General features: G+C 58.1%; 15 protein-coding genes. 3 read left to right on the top strand and 12 right to left on the bottom strand.

Translation table 11 applies throughout. From position 1 onward, the window contains the following. Positions 1-5: 5 nt before the first annotated feature. Both SM763_RS18470 and SM763_RS18475 read right to left on the bottom strand, forming a co-directional pair. Positions 6-182, bottom strand: coding sequence for a hypothetical protein (locus SM763_RS18470; RefSeq protein ID WP_229737799.1), 177 nt, complete (start codon positions 180-182; stop codon positions 6-8). 635 nt (positions 183-817) lie between these two features. Beyond that, the gene (locus tag SM763_RS18475; protein WP_037207756.1) at positions 818-1,156 is read right to left on the bottom strand and encodes a DUF736 domain-containing protein; all 339 of its coding nucleotides are present in this window, start codon (positions 1,154-1,156) and stop codon (positions 818-820) included. Positions 1,157-1,636: 480 nt separating this feature from the next. Here SM763_RS18475 and SM763_RS18480 point away from each other — a divergent pair, with 480 nt between their 5' ends. Then, positions 1,637-2,662: an SIR2 family protein gene (locus SM763_RS18480; protein ID WP_188479846.1), complete on the top strand. Its 1,026-nt coding sequence runs from the start codon at positions 1,637-1,639 to the stop codon at positions 2,660-2,662. A 9-nt stretch (positions 2,663-2,671) separates the two neighbouring features. Further along, positions 2,672-4,417 carry an ATP-binding protein gene (locus tag SM763_RS18485; RefSeq protein WP_188479847.1) on the top strand — a complete coding sequence of 582 codons (1,746 nt, stop codon included), beginning with the start codon at positions 2,672-2,674 and terminating at the stop codon, positions 4,415-4,417. Positions 4,418-4,460: 43 nt separating this feature from the next. On the opposite strand, the gene SM763_RS18490 is transcribed toward SM763_RS18485, so the two are convergent. The 6 genes from SM763_RS18490 to SM763_RS18515 all read right to left on the bottom strand — a co-directional run bounded on the left by SM763_RS18490 (position 4,461) and on the right by SM763_RS18515 (position 13,698). Further along, positions 4,461-6,632, bottom strand: a complete 2,172-nt coding sequence (locus SM763_RS18490) for a DEAD/DEAH box helicase (protein ID WP_368999383.1) — start codon at positions 6,630-6,632, stop codon at positions 4,461-4,463. A gap of 5 nt (positions 6,633-6,637) precedes the next feature. Next, the gene (locus tag SM763_RS18495) at positions 6,638-7,945 is read right to left on the bottom strand and encodes an ATP-binding protein (protein ID WP_064260171.1); all 1,308 of its coding nucleotides are present in this window, start codon (positions 7,943-7,945) and stop codon (positions 6,638-6,640) included. After that, the gene (locus SM763_RS18500; protein WP_188479849.1) at positions 7,938-10,466 is read right to left on the bottom strand and encodes a tellurite resistance TerB family protein; all 2,529 of its coding nucleotides are present in this window, start codon (positions 10,464-10,466) and stop codon (positions 7,938-7,940) included. The genes SM763_RS18495 and SM763_RS18500 overlap by 8 nt, the downstream gene beginning before the upstream one ends. A 116-nt stretch (positions 10,467-10,582) precedes the next feature. Continuing rightward, the gene (locus SM763_RS18505) at positions 10,583-11,869 is read right to left on the bottom strand and encodes a Fic family protein (RefSeq protein WP_050523638.1); all 1,287 of its coding nucleotides are present in this window, start codon (positions 11,867-11,869) and stop codon (positions 10,583-10,585) included. A gap of 327 nt (positions 11,870-12,196) precedes the next feature. Continuing rightward, positions 12,197-12,811 carry an SMC-Scp complex subunit ScpB gene (gene scpB / locus SM763_RS18510; RefSeq protein WP_188479850.1) on the bottom strand — a complete coding sequence of 205 codons (615 nt, stop codon included), beginning with the start codon at positions 12,809-12,811 and terminating at the stop codon, positions 12,197-12,199. A gap of 2 nt (positions 12,812-12,813) precedes the next feature. Further along, the gene (locus tag SM763_RS18515) at positions 12,814-13,698 is read right to left on the bottom strand and encodes a DUF1403 family protein (protein WP_188479851.1); all 885 of its coding nucleotides are present in this window, start codon (positions 13,696-13,698) and stop codon (positions 12,814-12,816) included. Between the two features lie 113 nt (positions 13,699-13,811). Between SM763_RS18515 and SM763_RS18520 the strand changes: the two genes are divergently transcribed. After that, a complete protein-coding gene (locus SM763_RS18520; RefSeq protein WP_093455152.1) occupies positions 13,812-14,921 on the top strand; it encodes a tyrosine-type recombinase/integrase in 1,110 nt (369 codons plus the stop codon). 12 nt (positions 14,922-14,933) lie between these two features. Here the strand turns inward: SM763_RS18520 and repC are convergent, their stop codons facing one another. The 4 genes from repC to SM763_RS18540 form a co-directional block, all read right to left on the bottom strand. Further along, positions 14,934-16,217, bottom strand: a complete 1,284-nt coding sequence (repC, locus tag SM763_RS18525) for a plasmid replication protein RepC (RefSeq protein ID WP_093455151.1) — start codon at positions 16,215-16,217, stop codon at positions 14,934-14,936. 160 nt (positions 16,218-16,377) lie between these two features. Further along, positions 16,378-17,373, bottom strand: a complete 996-nt coding sequence (gene repB, locus SM763_RS18530) for a plasmid partitioning protein RepB (protein ID WP_093455150.1) — start codon at positions 17,371-17,373, stop codon at positions 16,378-16,380. 103 nt (positions 17,374-17,476) lie between these two features. Next, entirely contained in the window at positions 17,477-18,688 is a 1,212-nt protein-coding gene (gene repA, locus SM763_RS18535; RefSeq protein WP_093455149.1) for a plasmid partitioning protein RepA, read from the bottom strand. Between the two features lie 496 nt (positions 18,689-19,184). Next, positions 19,185-19,523, bottom strand: coding sequence for a DUF736 domain-containing protein (locus tag SM763_RS18540; protein ID WP_103911892.1), 339 nt, complete (start codon positions 19,521-19,523; stop codon positions 19,185-19,187). Between the last annotated feature and the right edge of the window lie 198 nt (positions 19,524-19,721).

Here is a 19,721-nt window from a genome sequence, read left to right on the forward strand (position 1 = left end):
CTGGGTCAGTGACCCAGTCCCTGAGAGCGCAGGTCGTCGTAGCGGCTGCGGGCGATCAGCGCCTCGGTCTCGAGGCCGTCGAGAGTCTCGGGATGGGCATCTTCATCGAAGGCGGCGAGGTAGGCATCGAAGGCCATGTCGGCTTGCAGTTCGGCGAGGTCGATGGATTGTTCGAGTGTCATGGTGTGATCCTTTCCGTTGATCGTCGTTGGACGGATCGTGGAAAAGACCGGGGGCATGAGAGCGGGCTGCACCCGGCACGGGGCGGAATGAAATGGAGCACGCCGGGGGCAGGTTTGTTGTGAGCGATGCCCCGCAGCGCTCAAGGCGCCAGCCGCCCAGAAACCTGTCCCCGGCGTTGCCGACCGCTCGACCCCGGGCTAGCGATCTCTAAGGCCAACAGGTCGACGGAAAGGCGCGCGGCAGTGACCCTGACGTGAGACATTGCCCCCCGGACGCATGACGTTGATCTGCGGTTTACACCCTCGCGGCACAGGGTGAGTTCGGCGCCCTGGCAGCTTCGCCAACACGACCCAGGCGCGGGTTGGTCGAATGAGAGAAGAAGTTCGCTTGCCTCGCTCAGCTGGCTGCCAGCTCTCCCTGCGGAAATTCTGTTCCGACTCGGGTTCGCGCGATGCACGTTGCCACTGAACAGAAGGATCGAAGCCGCGTCCGCGACCTATCCGGTCTGACGACCCGCCTCTGCGTCCGCTTCCGAAATATGCCGCGTTCTTCGAACATCGGCATTTGGGCCCGCCCATCAGACGCACCCAAGAACGAGAGATAGCCAGACCGCCGAAGCGGTCTGGCCTTTGGCTTACGCGGCGTCTTTCGGCCCCCAGGGGATGACGGCCTGCAGGGACAGATCGTCCTGGTTCGCGGCTTTGCCGAGGTTGGCGTTGAAGCCGTGGTCGCGGATGGTCAGCGTGTAGTAGTCCGCGCCGGTCTCCTTGTTCTGCTTCTTCCAGATGCCGCCACACTCGACCAGCTTGCCGCGCGGGGAGCGGCCGAGGACGCGGTGCGTGGGGGCCATAGGGTTCGTGCTCGCGACGGGCTCGACCGTGATGTCGAGGTCGAAGGTCAGGGTCGAGATGGAGCCTGTGCCCTTGGCGGTTTCGATGTCGGCGCTGGTGAATTTGATGCAGTTCGTGGTCATTGCTCTTCTCCTTGTTTGCGTTGCAATGATGGTCACCTTGCAGCTGGCCAAGGCCCGGCCACACCGAAGGCGAAGCGCAGCGGAGAGGGGCAGGCGCCGGTCTTTTTGATCCGCGAGGAATGGCCCGCAGGGACAGGGGAAAAAGATCGGCGACAACCTTTGTGGACGGGACGACAGCTGCGACCAGCATGTCATGCAACTCAGACAAAGGGAGAAGTGCGTTGGCCGCTAAGGAAGGATGGTGAACAGCCGTCAAAGATGCCAGAGGGCGTATGTTGATGCATGGATCATAGCTGGAGCAGGCATTTTCGGATCCATGTCACTTGCCAGATTCCCGACGCACCCACCTTGCGACGACAGCGAAAACTTGCTGTGACAAAAAAGTGCTACCGGGGGTATCGTAAGAGCGAAAATTTGGACCAAATCGTTTTCGGGCACAGACAAACTAAGCCAAAGTACAAGAAGTGAGGCAAAATAGCTTTGGAACTAGAAGAACTCGCAAAGCAGTGCCAAAACTGTGCACAGCATAGCCCAGTGATAGTCTTGGGCAGCGGGGCCTCGATACCGCATGGCATTCGTGGCATGGGGGATTTGGCCGTTTGGCTCCGCGATAATGTACAGGCCGACGATGGACCGGAAGTCGATGCCTGGACACTTGTTAGAACAGCCTTGGCCGCTGGAGATCATTTAGAAGCAGCACTAGAAAACAAGCCTCTACCCGACTCCTTGGTTGTCAAGATTGTCCGAAGTACCTGGGACTTCATCGCTCAGGGCGATTATAGCCTGCTCAAATCAGCTATAAAGACCGAGACCATTTTTCCGCTCCGCACCCTATTCACAGGGTTATTCCGAAGTACAAACCGCAATATCCATGTCGTAACAACAAACTACGACCGCGTTGCAGAGTATGCAGCCGATTCAGGCGGCTATATCCACCACACAGGATTCCTTCCGGGCTATCTGCGACGGGCCGATGGGGCAGAGAATCTGATTTTCAAACAAGGGGCCAATTTGGCGCGGACGGTCACAGTCTGGAAAGTCCACGGGTCTCTTGATTGGTTTTCAGACCCGCATGGGGGTGTGATGTCGCTGCCGATGACGAGCGAGTTGCCCGATGGTTTGGTGCCGCTGATTGTCACGCCAGGTGTAAGCAAATATCAGCGGACGCACGACGAGCCCTTTCGGAGCGCGATACAGGGCGCTGATCGTGTGTTGAGTGCCGCGACCGCGTTCATTTGCATAGGATACGGGTTCCGCGACGGCCATATCCATCCGAAGCTGATGACGCGTTGTCATGTGCATGACGTTCCCATCCTTGTCGTAGCGCGCACTTTAACGCCCGAAGCCAAGGATTTTCTCAAGAACAACGCCGGGCGTCACTACCTTGCGCTCGAGAACCACGATGACGGGACAATGGTTTACAACCGTGACAACCCAGACGGTATTGTTGTTACCGGAGGCAAATATTGGGAGTTGCCTGCATTGAACGAATTGATTGGGTTTTAGGAGGAAGAGTTGGGCATACTTGATTTCAACGATGATGAAAGTCTCGGCAGAATTATCGCCGTCGATACTGCCACTGTGACGGTGCGAGTCGATGAACTTGAACGCCTTAAACGGATTCAGGTCAATCGGTTGACCGCGATCAGAAGCTCGAAAGCTGGGCAGCACTTAATCGGGATAGTTTCGCGCATCACACGCAAGGCAGGTGACGAAACTGCAATAGATGGGGCTGAGGAGGATCCGGAAGCCGCGCTCCCCGAAAACAACCTTGTTCGGGTCGCTCTGATTGGAACACTCGTAGACAAAGAGGGACTGAAAGAGAACGTCTTTAAGCGCACCCTAGAGACTGTGCCCGAAATCGATGCGGATTGCTTTTCCTTGGAAGGTCAGCGCTTGACAGACTTCATGCAGGTCATTTCGCAGGTTTCCGGCGACGGCCCGCAGCTTGATCTTGGTCGCTATGCATTGGACGAGGACGCGCGGGCCTTCTTGAACGGCAACCGTCTGTTCCAACGTCATGCCATCGTGGTCGGTAGCACTGGCAGCGGCAAATCGTACACAACTGCGCGGCTCCTAGACCAGATTGCCGGTCTTCCACAAGCCAACGTAATCTTGTTCGATATCCATGGTGAGTACCAGACCCTCGATAGCGACGAGTTTCGGCATCTACGCATCGCTGGGCCGGGGGACATTGGCCACGATCGCCGACTGGCCGACGGTGTTCTGCATCTACCGTTCTGGCTTCTCGGCTATGAGGCATTGGTCGCTTTGTTTGTCGATCGGTCCGATCAGAACGCTCCGAACCAAGCCATGCTCATGACGCGCTGTATCACCGATGCGAAGCGTGCAATGCTTGATCCGGGAAAACACGCCGACATTCTTGCAAATTTCACTATCGATAGCCCCGTGCCTTTCGATATCGACGGTGTCCACAAGCAACTATCTGACTTGAACGAACAAATGGTTCCGGGTGCTAACAACAAGGAAAAGCAAGGACCATACTTCGACAAGCTCAGCCGCTTAATCGCGCGATTTGAAGCCAAACGGAATGATCGCAGGCTTGGGTTCATATTTCAGCCGCCAGCGGCCTGTATGGATATGGCCTGGCTGTCGGAGGTAACGCATTTCCTGATAGGCGGGCGCGGATCGCAAGCTGATGGCAAGGGTGGGATCAAGATCATCAATTTCTCGGAAGTACCGTCCGACATCCTGCCGCTCATGGTCAGCTTGATTGCTCGGCTGATATTCACAGTCAGCCAGTGGACGCCACCAGACAACCGTCATCCCATCGCATTGTTCTGCGATGAGGCACATCTGTATATCCCGGAGCGTGCATCGTCAGAGTCAGCCGATGAGATCTCGGTCGGGATTTTCGAGAGGATCGCCAAAGAAGGCAGGAAATACGGTGTTGGACTAGTGGTTATCAGCCAAAGACCATCCGAAGTGAACCGCACCGTTCTGAGCCAGTGCAACAATGTCATTGCGATGCGGCTGACCAACGGCGACGATCAATCCGTGATCAAACGGTTGCTGCCTGACAGCCTCGGCGGGTTTGGTGATCTTCTACCGGTCCTCGACATCGGTGAGGCATTGGTGGTCGGCGATGCGAGCTTGCTTCCGACGCGAGTTGTGGTGTCCGAGCCGCGCTTCAAGCCCAATAGCGCGACAGTCAATTTCTGGGATCGTTGGAGTAACGCGGCACCAGTTGCGGGAACGGAAGATGCCGTCCTTTCTTGGCGCAGACAAAGCAATCACTAGCCCTAGGAACGATGAAAACAGTCAACGAGGATTGCCGCACATATTATGCTGGGACGATTCTACCGACCATCGCGGTAAGAGTATCGGGCGCAAGCTTGGAAGAAATTGCATCCAACTCCAAGAGGGGCTGCGACAGGTATGGATGAAACTTCTCCGACATTAAATTCCCAGCTCCAGCGAACAGATCGACAGGTTCGCCAGATCGAATGTGCGCTAGTACCGCTTGAAGATCGGGGGTTTCGTCCCCGGCCTCCACCATCAGAAACCCGTCATGCAGTTCGACCGAAAACCCCTCACTTCTCAGTGCTAGCGCGAGGGTTGAAGTCTTCACCGTACCGACCCGCGTCGCAATGACTGATGTATGCTCGCCAATGGTGTGTATGTTTTTGGCCCTAAACCCCAGCTGTTCATAGTGAGCACGCGCTTCCTCGAGCATCATCAAAGAGACTGTATCCATGTAAGCCGGGCTGGAATCCCCCTCGAGCACGGCGAACATTCGGTCGATCACTTTGTCATGAATGTCCCCAGCATCGCCGCCGAAGACGGGCGGCACACCAGCCTTTGCGGGTTTGACGACGATGACCTTTTCACGATCATGGATTTCTTGAACTACCCAACGCCGCCCAGAAAAAATCAGCAGCATCCCAGGAGCAAGAACATTGTCGATTGGCAAGGTTCCAAGATCCCGACCCTCTGCGACCAACCGGAACTCCTCAGGCGTCTGGAACACCGCATAGAAGCTGTAATGCTCGACCAGCTTTTCGCCCGCGGGTCCTAAAAGTAGCAGCCCGCTGCCGGCCTGTTCGATCAAGCCGGTTTCTGGGTGGCCGATTGCACGCAACACATCTGCGAAGACTTCGGTTGCAACCTTCCGAAAGGGGCCTTCGCGGCAGAGTACGTTGTAGACCACGCTTGCAGACGCACCGCCGCGCTGCGCTATGACTGACAGTATCTGATGAACGAGCGTCGAGAGATGAAGTGCTTGGGGTTTTGGAGGTTCGCACCAGCCTTCCAGCAGCAGGTCTATCATCGCGATGGACCTAATCAGGCCGAGGCGAAGACGATCCACGAAACTGCTCTCCGGCGTCAATTTGGCTTCGACAGCGTACTGCCTGAGAATGGCCGGTTGTCCTTCACGCCGGCCTGACCGGCCAAGCCGTTGTCGCAAAGCCGCAACGCTGAATGGCGCACCGATTTGAGCCACGCAGGTCACGTCACCGATGTCGATTCCAAGCTCAAGCGTTGACGTGCATACTGCGGTTGTCGGTCTCGCAGGGTCCTTCAAGCGCCGCTCAACGAAGTCACGGTGTTCTCGGGAGAGGCTCGCGTGGTGGGGATAGAATTCCTGTGGCAGGTGCTCCCGTTCGCAAAGCTCCCGCAACCGATCTGCGTAAATCTCGACCCGTTGGCGCGCCCCGGCGAAGACCAGGTTGTCACTGCCTCGAAGATGCTTGAACAGATGGGCTGCTATGGCGTCAGTTGCGGATGGACTATTGTCATCTTCATCGCCTGAGAGGTAGCCGCGAAGCTGAAGCTTCAATTCAGCTTCGCCGCCATTTGCTTCGATCAGCTGGACAGAGCTTGCTGCGTCAGGGCGCAGATAGGCCTTGGCGAGGTCCATGTCCCCCAGCGTCGCTGACAGACCTATCCGACGGACTGGACGCTTTATCGCAAGCTCGAGCCTTGTGAGCAGTGAACGAAGCTGAACACCGCGTTCGCTGTCCAGGACTGTGTGCAGTTCGTCGATAACGACCGCCCGCGTGGCCCCAAACAGGCGAGGGATTTCCAAACCGCGACGAATTAAAAGCGCCTCAAGGGACTCTGGGGTTATCAGCAGGATCCCTTTCGGAGATTTCAACGCCCGCGTCTTGACGGATTGCGAGACATCCCCGTGCCAGGGAATAACCGGAAGCTCTGCTTCTTGGCACATGCCCTCCAGCCGCATGGCCTGGTCCGTGATCAAGGCTTTCAGCGGACCGATGTAGAGCAGGTCGAAGCCGGTGCCGTCGGACGGCTCGTCAAGCACCTGTGAAATCAACGGCAGGAACGCCGCCTCGGTCTTTCCGCCCGCCGTGGACGCCGCAACGATCAAATCGGTATTGGTCTCGCAGATCGTCCGGATGGATCGCGCCTGGATGTCGCGAAGTTCGCGCCATCCTTGCTGGCGTATCCATTTCTGCACAGGTCTCGCCAGTTTGTCGAACGCACTGCTCATCGGCGTCAGAGCTTGAAGCTGATCAGATCATCGTCACCGGGGTCTTGGGCACCAGTCGACTCGTCTACCTCGGTCATGTCTTCGCCGAGGTCTTCGGAGACTTCGATCTTTTCGATCAGATCGCTCCACTCGACACCGGGGTTTTGCTCGAGCACGGAAAGCAGGTTCACGAAGGCCGTCACCGTATTGCGCGGGGTGCGGAAGTAAGCTTCACCGATCCGGTCCGAGCAATGCGCCATGAATGCCTCGAGTGCGGCGTCCGGCAGAACACTGGCATCGTCCTGCATGATCCGCCGGACATTGGCCAGAAGTACGAAAAGGTCTTCAGGGGTCAGGCTGGCGAGCCGGACAACCGGTCCTGAAAGGTCGACCAATCCGTCTCGCGCGAAGGTATTTTCGGCCAAACGCGACTGAAGGGCTTCGTAGCTATAGAGCCCACGACGGGTGTTCATCAGAAACTCCGGGGTTCCACCCATGAGAAATCCGAGGTTCTCGGCGCTACCCTGCAGCACATCGTTCAGGATCCGGAGGATCTGTTCATAGTTTGCATTGCGGGCCTGCGACGAGGTGAGCTTGTAGAGGTTCACCATCTCGTCGAGGCCGACGAGCAAGCCTTTGTAACCGGCCTCGCACACAAATGCCGACATAAGCTTCAGATGGTCATAGACACTGGCGTCGTCGATGATCGTTCGCACACCAAGCGCTTTGCGCGCGTCGGTGCGTGTCGCGAACTCGCCGCGCAGCCATCTCAGGGCTGCGGATTTCAACTCGTCGTCGCCGGTCTCATGGCCTTCCCAATATCGACGGATGACTTCGGCGAACTCAAACCCTCCGGTAAGTTCTTCAAAGTGGCCAAGGCGTTCACGAATGACGGTCCCAGTGGGCAAATCCCGTTCTTCAGCATCTCGGTGAGCTTGGCTGACAAACCGTTCCACCACGCTGGCCAATGCCCCGCCATCGGGCTTTGTCCGCGTCGAGAGGTTTCGGGCCATCTCCGCATAAAGCCCCCGAGCTTGTCCGCCGGTCGCGTGAATGCGGCGATCCGGCGCCAGATCCGCGAACATCACGACCAGGCCTTTCTCCAAGGCCACGAGGCGAATCAGGTTCATGAAGAACGTCTTGCCCGATCCGTATTCCCCGATGATGAACCGGATCGCCGATCCGCCATCTGATATCCGGTCCATGTCCTTGACGAGCTCTTCAATCTCCCGGACGCGGCCGACCTGAATATGGCGCAAACCGAGCTTGGGCACGACCCCGGCCCGAAGCGCCTGTACGATTGCATCGCGTTCACGTGGTTTCAACTTAGACATCCCTGCCCTCCGCACTCATCTTTTCTTTTACCGCCTCCGCAATCTCCGGAGACACGTCATATCCATCATACTCGTCGAGAAGCGCTTCATCGTAGGTCTCAAAAGCCCATTCATTCACGACTTCCAGTGCCCCGGACGCCATCAAGCCATGCGACGCGCAGATCGTCTCGAACTCCGTGTCAGACCAATGCTCCCGAGAAACCAGTTCGAGGACAAGGGCGCCGTGTTTCGGGTCAAGCCCCGCCAGCTGACTTTGGCTGGCGGGCCCAGACGCACCACTCTCTTCCTCTTCGACATCGAAAATCTGACCGAGGACGGACGACACGCGCTCAGTGTCCGAACGGATTGCTGCGATCCGAGACGCGTCGAGTTTGGGTCCGCTGGCTTTTTCAAGATCGGGTATCGCTTCGCCCGGGCGACCCGGTTGCGAGGCACGAACAGTGCGAGGACCATCCCCGACTTCGCCAGCATGCAGATCCGAGTAGGCAAGCGCAGAATCGAGGCCCAAAGCCTTGTAGATTTTTTCGATGCTTGCGACTTCGTCGGAGTGAATAATGCCATCGGCATGTGCTGCACCAACCAGCGCTGCCCGCATGGCGGCCTGGTTGTCTTGGCCCACCTCCTTCAGTTTCCGTCGAAGAAGCGCCATGTCCGGTGGCACCGCAAGGAACCATTCAAGGTTTGCACGCAGCCTGCGGCGTTCCTGATCGCTGAGGGTCGCGGCAGAAACCTGATCTTCCAACGCCCTGCGTTCAGGCTCCGCGATGCGACCATCCGCATGGGCGACGAACGACCCAAGTGCCAGTTCGATCAAGGCGCTTCGATAGCTGTCGGAAACTTCCTCCAGTCTTTCGATGGGTTCACCCAGACTAAAAAGCACAACGGGCTCCTCCGCCTTGGGCGACCGGAGAGCAAACCGAGGGTCGGGCGCCAGACCGAAACCGAGGCGCGCGAGCGCGTCGGCCGCTCCTGTCATCTGCCGTTTCCCGATTTTCTCGTTCGTTTCTCCCTCCAGACGTCTGATCACCTCCTTAAGCGGCACCAATCCCCCTCGATCGACGATATCGCTTGCCCAGGATTTCAAGCGGTCCATTTCCTCTGATGGGAAGGCATCCCACAGTTCAGAAGGCAGCAAGGCATGCGCTTCAACGCTTCCGCGACCATCAGGATTTCGGCCCAAGAAGCGACTGAGCTTGTCGAGATCGTTCATCACCTCGTCAGCCAACTCCTGGGCAATCTCTACCGGTTTGCGCAGGCCGGAAATATCCGGGACCGGCTTGCCGTCCACGGTTGGGTTGGCAGACCCCTGAAACTCGCTGGAGGCGGCCCGATAGGACGCCGTGAGCTTCTTCCTAGGCTTGGTAACTTTAAGTCCGTCCGGAAATCGTTGATCAAATCGCATGCGGAAGAGAGCGACGAACTCGTCACGGCACCGCGTCGCGGGAGTTCTCAGATTTGTTTCCGGATGGCAGATGAACCAACTCAGCAACCAGTCAGCTGTCAAGTTCTCGCCTTTGTCGATCCGAGCTCCGATTGCGTATTTCAAGGTCAGCGGCAAGTCCCAACCTTGCCGCTCAAAGATAGGCTCGATGGCACTAATGTCAGTTTCGAAGAGCATTACAAAGTCAAGAAACTCGCCCAGATAGCGCTTGACCGAGTGGTTGTCAGAGTAAAGTGACTGCAGCCGCCGAACCTCGTCGACGATTTCGGCGATTTCTTCGTCCGATTGATCCACAAAGCAGCGACGCTCCAAACCGTAGAAGTACAGGAACATGTAGCCAGGGTTGTAAGAGGCGTCGTTGCGCCCGCTGGCCAGCCAGTCGAGGTACGTTGCCCGGCACTGAGGTGAGATATCCGAGTACCCTGGCCAGTAGGGCATACCTTCACCAGCTTTGTCGGCTCCAGAGCGCGCGACGGACAGGGATGGATCGATATACGCTCGGCACTTGTCACGATACCCGTAGGTGTTCAGCAAGGGAGGCGTGCCGACATAGACCATCCCGCCGATGTTGCGGCCGGCGACGCTAGCTGTTTCATTAGACGGGACCCACCCGCTTTTCGATGATCGGGCCGATGCGCTCGATGCCACTCGCGAGGCCTGGTTTCGTTCTGCGGCCGCTGCAAGTGCCGGCGCCGCAGACTTTCCAGCCCGAACGATTTCAGCGTAGTCCTGCTTTGGTGGGGAATAAGCCTGAACGGCAGCCGGCTCTTTGGACGCGTTGGCTTCGCGAGTTCGTTCGCGCTCACGCTCGATACGCTTGTCGTAGGCACTTGGGCGCGGCACCTGCTCAGGTCGGGGGGGTAGGTTTTCAGAACTCCCCTCAGCTTGCGCCTTTGCGGCGACTTTCCGCGATCTCCGTTTTTCTTGCCACCAGACCAGAATGACGGGAACACTAAATGCAAACAACATCTGGCCGCCAATCGGCCAAGCCTGAAGCATTGTGGTCACCACGACCATGCATAAGAAAAAATACAGGACGAGAAAGAATGTAATTCGGAAAAACTTGATTATTGAAGACATTATCGGAACCCTCTCCGAACCACACTATTTTGGATGCCCATCATTGCAACGACTATCGCAATGATTGAATGCGCTTTTGATGCGTAGACGTTCTTCGGTCCGGTTCGATCAACGATCTAGCGCAGGTTCACTCCTTTCAGGTCGTCTGGTTTCAGCCGATAGCGGATTACGTTGCCTTCATGGAGCCCAGCGATCTGCTCACGAACGTAAGCGACAACATCCGCTCGATCAGCGTCGGGCACGCCAGCAGCCAAAGCCATCTCATCAACCGCATCGTTTCGGAACTCCTTGAATTCGAGAACGCAACGCCGGACCGCAGCGCGAACGAATTCCCGATATGCAAGCGCAGCCTTTTCCGGGCTCTCCACCTCAGCGCGAAGAATTCGGTATTTCTCCGCAGACGCCAAGTACGCGTCCATGTAGACCTCACGCAGCAGCGCGACATTGTTCAATTCATAAACCCCGATGAGCCCATCGATATAGTCGCTGTCGTCCATAGTCGTGAACGACATCGGCGCAAGATCCGACTTTAGAAGTGGGATGTTCGAGGCCACGCGCGAAGTTCGCTTGTTAACGTCGGCAAAGGCCTGGAGGTACGGAATGTGCACCAAGAGGAAAAAGGACTGCTCGAACGGATCGGTGATCTGCGCAGCCTTGTGGAGCAGGATGTCGAACTCCTCTGCGATCGTGACCGCATCGTCGAGCGGTCGATAGCTCGAGTGCGAGATCCCGACCGGCATCGCTCGCAATCGGCCCGACATTGCCGGATCCGCCAGGAGTCCGTCTGAGAGCAGCGCATGAATCGCGAACAGATCGGGACGCCGAAGCCCTATCTCATCGAGATTGTCGACGACATACTGGATGGCTTCCTTATGGTTGAGGATCATCAAGGCTTCTTTTCGATCCTTTCCCGCAGCTTCTTCGCCAAACCTGATCAGTCGCTCGGTCTGCAGAATATCGTAGGTGTTGCCCTCCATCCTGGATGATGCCCAGCTAAGATCAACCAGAAGCTGTTCAAGGATCCGGCGCGCGTATGTTCCGGCAGGAATTGCGCCGCCCTGCGGACGGCCGGCCTCCAACAGTCTTTCGCGGTCTGGTGCAGACAGGTACCAGGTCTTTTCTGGGACGTAGGCGTCGAGAAACTCCGGTCGATAGGATACCGGCGCTCGCCGGTTATATGGCGTCGACAAATGCGCCCGGACGACCGCGCCCCCGGCAATTCTGTATCCTGTCGCCCTGCCCTTGCCGGATACTTCGAGGCGCCCCTCATCCACCATGCGCTTCAAGAGACGCCATACGGTGGTTTCGCTCACATCCCTTGCAATGCCCTTCCGGATGGCATCGCGTCCAGCACCCGGGTTCTCACCGACAAAGTCGAGAATGTCTTGATCCGACAGGGCCATGAAACGATATCCTGCAAGCGTGAAACGATTAGGATATTGATACACCTACACTTTTCCCAGGCGCAAGTTTTCGTTGCGCGGATTTTGCAACGATTCAGGCGTCAGGAAGCAAAAGCCAACTTCGTCAAAAGCACGAAACGATTATCACCTTGAAATTGTGAATATTTCTGGTGTCCCACATGAATCGTTGCGCTGCAGATGAAACGATAACCAGAACGACCGAGTTTGCGCCAAGCATCGGCAACGTAGATCGGCAAGATTCGAAACCATGGTGAGGTAAAACAGTGCTCTCTCAGATCCTTAGCGCCCAACAAGATCGGCAACTCGCTATCCGAAATCGACTTGTGGTGCTTCGCCCACAACCCCGGCATCCACCAGCTGCTCCCGATCGGGAAGATCGCGGAGGCTATCCAACCCGAACGCGACAAGTAACTGCTCGGTCGTCACGAATGTATAGGGCGCCCCGCGCCGAGGCGACCTTGGCCCGGTCCCGATCAGGCCACGCGCATGCAGCCGCCCGATCAGCTCGCGGCTGATTTCCTTGCCGAAGATGTCTTTGAGGCCATCGCGGGTGATCGGCTGGTGATAGGCGACGGCCGCCAGGACCGCGATGTCGAATTCGCTCAGGTCCAGCAACTGATCCCCGACATCCGCAGCCGCGCGGATCGCGGGCGCATAGGCGGCTCGCGTCCGAAACATCCAGCCGCCGGCGACTGGGGCGATCTCGAACGCCCGCCCCTCCAGATCGGCGGCCAGATCCTCGACCAGCAGATCGACCGTGGCCCCCTGCCCCACCACTCGGGCCAGATCCTCGCGCGGGACCGGCGAGGCAGAGGCAAAGAGCACCGCCTCGATCCGCCGCATCCATTCGCGCCAGCGCAGCTCCGGCGGCAGGTCGGCGAGTTCGCGGTCAAGATCGAGGTCGGAACGATCCTTCGCCATCCCTACACCCCGTAGAGCCGGAACGTGTCGCGCCCGGTCAGCTCGCGGACCGCGCCAAGATCGACCAGCCGGTCGCAGAGCCGCCGCGCGGCGCGATCCGGCAAAGGCAAAGTCGACGGTGCGACAGCGTCGCGGGTCAGGAACATCTCGACGGCCTCGCCAGCGCCCTTGGCCCGAAGCTTCGGCGCGACGGCGTTCAGATGCGCCGCCCGACGCGCGAGATCGGCGGCAAGGCGCACTGCCTCGACCGCCGCAAAGATGAGCGCCCGATGACAGGCCAAGCAAAGGTCATCGCCTTGCTTGCGCAGGTCGGCGCGCTTCAGGCCCGGGGCCAGCAGCGGCACGAGACGGTCCCAACCAAGCGCCTGCGCGAGGGCCGCATCCGCGAGGATCAGCCCTGCTACGTCTGCGCGCGGCGCCTCGCGCAGCACAGCCTCCAACACCATTGCGGCACGGGTCACCGGCCCGCCTTTCCCCGCGTCGAGCCAGGTTGCGATCGGGCCCGGCTCGAGGGTCGGCAACGCCCGGCCCAGAGCTTTGATCGACATCGGCCGCTCCACCGCGCGCCGCCAGGCCAGGCAGGTTTCGCCCGCCGGTCCGGGCAGATCGCCGGGTCGCAGCAGGTGCACCGCGTCGCGCAGCTCCCCTGCCCGCTCCGGCCGCCCAGAGAACGCGATACAAGCCCCCGCAGCGCGCAACGCCAACCGCGCCCTCAACAAGGCTTGCGTCACCTCCGCGCGTCCTAGCACAACATGCAGGTGGTTCAACGCAGCGCCCGACAAAAACGCAACATCTTCAATGGTTTCAGCGCGTGCAGATGTGACCCAGGCGGGCATCCGGGGTAACGTGTCGAGGTCGCTGATGGGGTCCGGCCGGGCAAAAGTCATGCCTGAAGCCTACACTTGCGCGGCGCTTTCTGCCAGAAAATAGCAATCTAACCGCCCCACCTTGCGTCTTTCACTTATGTCCAATAAGTTTACATTATCGGACCTCAAAAGATATGCTCAGCGACATGTCAAAAATGAATGAGAAATCGATCTCAGACGCACCAATCGGGTCTTCCATCAACGAAGACGACGCGAGAGACCCGACATCCAGCGAGGCTCTGACCCTGCCCTCCCATGTGGCCGGCTCAGGTACGCTGGATCGACTGGCCGAGAACGCACGTGATTACGCCAAGGCCTCGACCGCCGAAAACACCAACAAGGCCTACGCCGCCGACTGGAAGCACTTTGCGCGTTGGTGCAGATTGAAAGGCGCGGAGCCCCTACCCCCGTCTCCAGAGATGATTGGTCTCTATCTGACGGACCTGGCCGCGCCGACCAATGGGTCCCCTGCCCTCTCGGTGAGCACCTTAGATCGCCGCCTTTCTGGGCTTGCCTGGAACTACGCGCAACGTGGGTTCGCGCTGGACCGCAAGGATCGCCACATCGCCACCGTCCTGGCCGGCATCAAGCGCAAACATGCGCGGCCACCGGTACAGAAAGAAGCGATCCTGCCGGAAGACATCCTCGCAATGGTGGCCACCCTGCCCTACGACCTGCGCGGCCTGCGTGACCGAGCCATCCTGCTCTTGGGATATGCTGGCGGGTTGCGCCGTTCTGAAATCATCAGCCTCGATGTCGGTAAAGACGATACGCATGATTCAGGCGGTTGGATCGAGATCCTCGGTGACGGTGCTGTGCTGACTCTGAATGCCAAAGCCGGTTGGCGCGAGGTGGAGATTGGCCGCGGTTCTTCGAACCAAACCTGCCCCGTTCATGCGCTGGAACAATGGCTGCATTTCGCGAAGATCGACTTCGGACCGGTCTTCGTCCGCACATCCCGCGACGGAAAGAAGGCCTTGGAAAAACGCCTCAACGACAAGCATGTCGCCCGCCTCATCAAATCCACCGTCCTGAAATCCGGCATTCGCGCCGAGCTGCCGGAAAAAGACCGCTTAGCGCTGTTTTCAGGCCATTCCTTGCGCGCCGGTCTCGCCAGCAGCGCGGAAGTCGACGAACGCTATGTCCAGAAGCAGCTCGGACACGCATCGGCCGAGATGACCCGCCGGTATCAACGCCGTCGCGACAGATTCCGGGTGAACCTGACCAAGGCCGCGGGGCTTTGATCCGCTGCCCCATTACGCCGCCTGCCCGCTGAGCCTACCGTAGAAGCTACGCTCGAGGTGCAACTCCCCTGCCCCGGCCTTCTGGACAATACCACGGAGATAGCCGCCCGGAGACGCGACTTCGCCGGCGCAATGCTTATCGAAGGTCAGAACCAGCGCGGCGGTTGCAATTTGAGGCCCAAGACGAACCTGCGCGAGGTTCCAGGCATGCTCCGAGACGCCAATCATTGGCCTCAACTGGCCAGCAACCCGGTGCAGATCGCCCCAATCTTTGAGATACCCGCCCATATTGCGCGCCCAGGACGCGAATTCGGGACAAGCCTGCATCACAGTCGGCAAATCAAGCGCTGCTCCACGTTTTTTGCGGGTCTCAGCAACCCACTCTTCCAACTCCCTATCAACCTGCTCTTCCGGTGGCGCATTTGGCACCACGCCCGCCGCTTGCTCAGTTTCTGAGCGATTACAGGTTACAGGATTTAGTTGGGTTGTAATTAGTATATGGGGGTCAGAAATGACCTCCCTGGGGTTCATTTTTTGAGTCTTTTCGAAGACTTGTGCCTTGGTTGCAGGCGTGTTTTCCACAGGTTGGACAGCCTCAGTTGCCTTAAGGTAAGCTGCCTCGACACGCTCCTGAAGCTCTTTGAACCAGGTCAAGAGCCGGACAAGCTGTTCGGAAGCTTCGTGGCGGCGCGGAAGCCGGTCCAAAAGCTCTTCGAAGAGCCCCGTGAACTGCGCCCAGGGCCCGCGCAGCGCGTTGCTGACGGCAGCCTCGATCCGCGCCCTGATCATCCGTCGTGCCACCGTGATCTGGCGCTTCAGGCGCTGACAGAGCTCACGTTCGGCCTGTAAATCGGCATGCAACTCCTCGAACTCCTCGACACGGGCCGACAGCGGCGACAGATCGAAGCCGTAGGCCTCGATAATGCGCCCATCGGCGTCCCTGCGCCCCCACCGCTTGCCGTTCGGGCTGTCCTGGAAGGAGATCACGCCGATCTCGGCCAGCCGTCGCGCATGGCGTTTGAGAGCCGAGAGCGAGAAGCCCGTCTGCTCCATCAGATAGGCGTTTGATGCCCAGACGATCGGGCGCTGCCCCTCCTCCCAGTCCTGGGCCTGAGTAAAGGCCCCGAGCGTGTCGAGGAGCATCATGTCTCCGGCCTTGAGGCCAATGTATGCACCGACCCGCTTTACGGCCACGAAGGCCCGCGTCTTGGGTACAGCTAACTGTTCACCGGCTTGGGCAAGCTGCTCTGCAATGCCAAGACCCGGTGTCGGCTTGCGCCAACCTGTATGTTTCATGCCTGTTTCTCACCTCCAGTTATGTGGAGGCAAAAGAAAGCCGTTCGCCGAAGTGGCGTTCTTGTTGACAGTGATTCGCGGGAGAGATATCTTCTAAGCGACCAAACTTTTCAGATTAGCTCTCAGGCCACGCTGCTTGGGGGCTTTTCTTTTGCCTAGATCATTGTTCTGACTGCTCCTCTTTCGTCGCGAGGAATTCACTGTACAGCTGATCAAGCCGGCCCGAGAGAAAATCCCCGAACTCGGTCGAGTCTTGCGCCGTGAGTGAAATGCTGAATGCCTTTCCGGATCGGCCGATGACGCCTTTGATGCGGCCTTTGCCGGCGGTCCAAGTACGTTTCTTGGGCGCGGCACGCGCTTTTCGGCTTTTCGGCGCCCTGCCCGCTTCTGCTAGCTTGCTGTGCAGGAACTCGAAGCGTGCATCGCTGTCGAGACCCTGAAAACCGTCGAACTCCAAAGCTCCTTTGAGGATCTTCTCATTCTTGGGCTCCGAGGCCAACTTCTTGAAATCCTCCCAACGATCGCGCCCGATCTGCTTGGCTGGGCCAATCTGTTCGATGACGTGCCGCGGGACGTTCTGCGCCACTGACAGCATGCGCGAAAGCAAAGTACCGTCAATGGTCAGGGCGGACTGGATCACGTCCTTTGCTTGCCCCATATCCAAAAGGCTCTTCGCAAATAGGGCCTTCTCAATAAATGAGAGATCTGCGCGCGCAGTGTTCTCCTGCCCTTGAGCAAGAATGTGGGCCACGTCGTCCATCGGCTTTACAACTGCGCGAACCTTACGGCCGAGCGCCGATGCAACTCGCACACGGCGATGCCCGAAGACGATCATGTAACGACCATCTGCTTCTGGATGCGGTCGAAGTAAAACCGGTGTGTCCTGGCGACCGGCCGCGATCGATGCTTTCAGTTCGTTGAAAGCAACATCGTCATCACTAAGCCGATCCGAAACGAATGACACATCGATCAATTGCGGATCAATCTCGACTATTGTTTCGCCTTCAAGGAGACGCTTCGAGTTCTCCGCAAGGCTATCAATCGAAACCTTCATCGACTTCGAAGCTCCGCGCATTGCGTATCCGGAGCGCCCGGAATCCTTGGGCTGCTCCGGCGAACCAGCCATGACGCTCTTCAGGAGGTCTTTGCGAGCCATCAAGTCATCTCCACTTCGTTAGAATCCAACCGGCGCGCAGTCTGCATTTCGACAGTTGCACGGCTGTCAAAATTGGCGCTCTGCACGGCTGTCAAAACCACAGTCATTCTCGCCCCCAAGCCTTGTGGATCAATTCGGCGATTTCGTCGTTGACGTCGTTCAGGGAGGTCACTGCACGGTCATAAGTGGTTCGAACGAACTGAGAGCGCTCAACTTCGTAAAGCGTCTGTTTGGTGATCCCAGCGTCGGAGATCGCCGTCGATTTCAGTACAGGAGCCGAAAGCATCTGGTTTGGAAACATCGCCTGGAGGAACCCGACCATCTGCTTTTGAGGACCATCTGTTGGCTCAAACCGCGTTACGAGGTAGCGGAACCACTTCAGGCGCATGTTTGCTCCGGCGTCACGGATCGTCTTCATGATCCCGCCCAGCATCAAAAGAAACTGGCTCATCGACATGACGTCCAGCATCTGAGGATGGACCGTCACAATTACCGAGGAAGAAGCCGTCAGAGCAGTGAGCGTGAGGTAGCCCAGCTGAGGAGGGCAATCGATTACGACCACGTCATAGCGGTCATCAACTTCACTGAGCGCCTTGGATATCCGAGTGAAGAAGGTGCGGCCCTCATGGGGATCGCTGCTCGTCAAAGCAACCGGCGTATCGTATTCGTACTCCTGAAGTTCGAGGCTTGCCGGAACGATGTCTAGGTTTGGGAAGTTTGTCGGCCGGATTACTTCAGAGATGGGCTTGCGCTCATCGTCATACCGGAGCGTCTCATAAAGCGAGGGCACGTTGTCGAGCTCAGGCTGGATACCGTGCAAAGCTGTTAGTGAGGCTTGAGGATCCAAGTCGATCGCAAGAACACGATGGCCCTTCAGCGCTAAATGCTGAGCGAGATGAGCTGCGGTAGTGGTCTTTCCGCTGCCCCCTTTGAAGTTTACGACAGAAACAACGTGCAGTTCTTCGCCAGGCTGTCGATAGGGGACATAACGGCGCCTTCCGGGACGGCCATGCTTGTCCAGATAGGCTCTCAATTCCAGCATTTGCTCAGCCGAGTAGCTGCGCCTGCCGGAAGACGACGTTTCGGGCTCGGGGCCTTTGCCCTCGAGGTGAAGCTTCTTGATCGTCGATTGGGTCACGCCGAGATAGTAGGCAACCTCTGCCAGAGAGAACTGACGTAGACCTTTCTGGGCGTCTGGAGGATACTGTTCCTGTCGCAACATGTTGAGACGGTCAGAAATCAGCTCTCCCTGCTGAAGGATGATCTCGTCGAAGGGTTGATCCTTCGTATCAGCCTCAAAAGACCGTTGTCGCATCTGACTGCCCTCTAAATATCGCTTTTTCAGCGATTTCGCTCATTAAAGTGTCATCTACACGGAAAAATGAGTCTTAACAATGATTTTCGCCCGGCGGCTCGACCCCACCCAATCTGCCAGCGGGCCTAGATGCCTCGACAAACTGTAGTGATCACGGATGGCTCCTACCCAATATCTTGGGATGACCTGTCGTAAGCTCTGACTTCCAGCCAATTAGCGCGTCACATGACCACGACCGCAACCTTATGTTATTATTTATTTTTCCTCCATTGCACGGCTGTCAAAATGCAAGAGGTACTAAGCCTTAAAGTGCGTGGGGGACGACGGAAAAGTCTTCTCCGAAACGGATTGCGTCATCATCTCCCTTATGCCCGATCAGCTTTCAGTTGCTTCCACCAAGCACACCAACCAGTGCGCGCCAACATGCAGGCAATGCATGTCAATGCGAAGGGACGCGGGGGGAAATCGGCTGGGTTGCCCCGGCCGATTCTTTGCGTCACGCGGCGTCTTTGGGGCCCCAGGGGATGACGGCCTGCAGGGACAGATCGTCCTGGTTCGCGGCCTTGCCGAGGTTGGCGTTGAAGCCGTGGTCGCGGATGGTCAGCGTGTAGTAGTCGGCGCCGGTCTCCTTGCTCTGCTTTTTCCAGATACCGCCGCACTCGACCAGCTTGCCGCGCGGGGAACGGCCGAGGACGCGGTGCGTGGGGGCCATCGGGTTCGCGCTCGCGACGGGTTCGACCGTGATGTCGAGGTCGAAGGTCAGGGTCGAGATGGAGCCGACGCCCTTGGCGGTTTCGATGTCGGCGCTGGTGAATTTGATGCAGTTCGTGGTCATTGCTCTTCTCCTTGTTTGCGTTGCAATGATGGTCACTTTGCAGCTGGCCAAGGCCCGGCCACACCGAAGGCGAAGCGTGAGCTGGAGAGGGGCAGGCGCCGGTCTTTTTGCTGCGCGAGGAAAGACCCGCAGGGTCAGGGGAAAAAGATCGGCGACAACCTTTGTGGACGGGACGACAGCTGCGACCAGCATGTCATG

The sequence above is a fragment of the Pseudophaeobacter sp. C1-32P7 genome (assembly GCF_041008775.1).
Lineage (GTDB): Bacteria > Pseudomonadota > Alphaproteobacteria > Rhodobacterales > Rhodobacteraceae > Phycobacter > Phycobacter gallaeciensis_A.